Origin of the sequence: Pedococcus sp. (assembly GCF_036554925.1) — a bacterium.
Lineage (GTDB): Bacteria > Actinomycetota > Actinomycetes > Actinomycetales > Dermatophilaceae > Pedococcus_A.
In genome coordinates this window covers 1-2,457 of record NZ_DATBMI010000131.1, presented here as the reverse complement: position 1 = coordinate 2,457, position 2,457 = coordinate 1, and the positions used below count along the sequence as shown (strand labels likewise).

The following is a 2,457-nucleotide window of genomic DNA, read 5'->3' as shown; positions in this document are numbered from 1 at the left end:
GACATCTGCACCAAGGACCGCCCCGAGCTCCGCGAGGTCGTTCCCGGCCGTGAGGCCGCCTGCCACTTCTCCGAGGAGGTCCTCAATGGCTGAGGCCATTCTGACCGCGACCGACCTGGTCAAGCACTACCCGATCAAGGGTGGCGTGCTGCGGCGGACGGTCGGCCACGTCAAGGCCGTCGACGGCGTCTCCTTCGAGCTCTACAAGGGCGAGACGCTCGGCATCGTCGGCGAGTCGGGGTGTGGCAAGTCCACCCTCGGCCGCCTGCTGATGCGCCTCGAGGAGCCCACGTCGGGGTCGGTGGTCTTCGACGGGATCGACATGTACAAGCAGAAGGGGCGCGCGATGCGCCGCCTGCGCCGTGACATCCAGATCGTGTTCCAGGACCCGTACACCTCGCTGAACCCGCGCAAGACGGTCGGCGACATCATCGGCGAGCCGTTCGACATCCACCCGGACGTCGTGCCGAAGCAGGGCCGCCGGCGCGCCGTGCAGGACCTCCTCGACAAGGTGGGCCTGAACCCCGAGCACATCAACCGCTACCCGCACCAGTTCTCCGGCGGCCAGCGCCAGCGCATCGGGATCGCCCGGGGCATCGCGCTCAACCCGAAGGTGCTGATCTGTGACGAGCCGGTCTCCGCGCTCGACGTGTCGGTGCAGGCGCAGGTCGTCAACCTCATGGAGGACCTCCAGGACGAGCTGGGCCTGAGCTACATCTTCATCGCCCACGACCTGTCCGTGGTCCGCCACATCTCCGACCGCGTGGGCGTGATGTACCTCGGCAAGATGGCCGAGCTCGGCGTCGAGGACGAGGTGTACTCGCGCCCGACGCACCCCTACACCCAGGCCCTGCTCTCCGCCGTGCCGGTGCCGGACCCGACCCTGCGGGAGAAGCGCGAGCAGATCGTGCTGACCGGCGACGTGCCGTCGCCGGCCAACCCGCCGTCGGGCTGCCGGTTCCACACCCGGTGCTTCAAGGCCCAGGACAAGTGCAAGGTCGACGTCCCGGAGCTCATCATGCGCCCCGACGGCGTGGGGGAGCACCTGTCGGCGTGCCACTTCGCCTCGCCGCGGGAGATCATCGAGACCGTCGACGTCTCCGAGCTGCAGGAGTCGACCGGCAGCTGACCGGCCGCCCGCACGGCATACCTCATCGTGCCGCCCTCCCCACCTCGGGGAGGGCGGCACGGTGCTGTCCGGGGTGGGAGGGGCGCCTACACGCAGGGGGCGCTGCTGTACTCGGTGAAGGTCTCGCCCGAAGCCGGCAGGAAGCGCCAGTCGTACCAGCCGGTGCGCAGGTTCATCTTGAGCACGCCGTCGGCGACGGACGCCCGCACGTAGCTGTCGGGCTGGAGGCTCTCGAACGGCCTCAGGCTCGCACCACCCGTGCCCACCACGATGAGTCGCATGCCGTACCCGTAGGGGCTCCCGGCGGCATTCTTGAGGTGGAAGCGCTCGTAGCTGTGGTCGTGCCCGGAGAGCACGACGTCCACCTTGGCCTCCGCCAAGGCCCGCCAGAGGGCGTCGACGTCCTCGGTGTTGCCGTGCTTGCCGGAGCTGAAGCGGGGGTGGTGCATGTAGGCGAGGGTGCACTCGCGGGGATGCGCCGCGAGGTCGGCCCGCAGCCACTGCTCCTGGGGGGAGCCCGCCTCGCAGCCGCCGACCTCCTTGCAGTTGGAGTTGAGGGCGACCACGTGCCACAACCCGAGCTCGAAGGAGTAGTAGCCCTGGGAGGGGTCACCGGCCGCGGCGCCGAAGTAGGAGAAGTAGGCGCGCGCGTCGCGCGTGCGGTACTCGTGGTTGCCGGGGACGGGTCGCGTGCGGGCCTTGAAGGCACCCCAGCTCGGGCCGTAGCAGTCCGCGAAGTCCTGGGCGCTGCCGTCGGGGTAGGCCAGGTCGCCCAGGGCGAGCACCGTGGCGGTCGGGTTGGCCGCGACGAGGGCGGCGGTCGCCTCGTCCCGGTCGCCGCTGCACTCGGCGATGTCGCCGGCGGCGATGACCACCCGGTCGGTGGAGGCGCGCCCGGAGGAGACGCCCGTGACGGCGGCTCCCGCCTGGTGCGGCGCGCTGGCGCTGCCTGGTGCGGCCGCCGCGCCGGCGGGGCTCCCGGCGCCCTGCTCCGAGGACGTCCCCGCGCCGGGGACGGAAGCGCTCGCGCAGCCGACGGTGACGGCGACGGCCAGGACTACGGGCGCCACGCCCCGGGCCAGGGTCGGTCTCATGGCAGCCTCCTTCAGCGCGCTCCTGCACACGGTAGGGGGACAGAACGGCGGAAAGGTCCGCCATCTGGCCTAGTTTCCGACGTAGGCGCAGCGGCCGCGAGGCCGGCCGAGATGCGCTACCCCAGGTGCCTGCTCACCTGCTCGGGCAGCCGGCGGTTGAGGGAGAAGAGCCGGCCGAGCACGGGCATGAGCACGATGTTGAGCCCGTGCAGCACGCCGATGATGAGCAGGATG

2 protein-coding genes are annotated in these 2,457 nt (G+C 71.0%); one reads left to right on the top strand and one right to left on the bottom strand.

Annotated elements, in window-relative coordinates; genetic code table 11:
- Positions 1-85: 85 nt before the first annotated feature.
- Entirely contained in the window at positions 86-1,129 is a 1,044-nt protein-coding gene (locus tag VIB11_RS10980; protein WP_332031176.1) for a dipeptide ABC transporter ATP-binding protein, read from the top strand.
- 86 nt (positions 1,130-1,215) lie between these two features.
- On the opposite strand, the gene VIB11_RS10975 is transcribed toward VIB11_RS10980, so the two are convergent.
- Positions 1,216-2,223, bottom strand: coding sequence for a metallophosphoesterase family protein (locus VIB11_RS10975; RefSeq protein WP_332031174.1), 1,008 nt, complete (start codon positions 2,221-2,223; stop codon positions 1,216-1,218).
- Between the last annotated feature and the right edge of the window lie 234 nt (positions 2,224-2,457).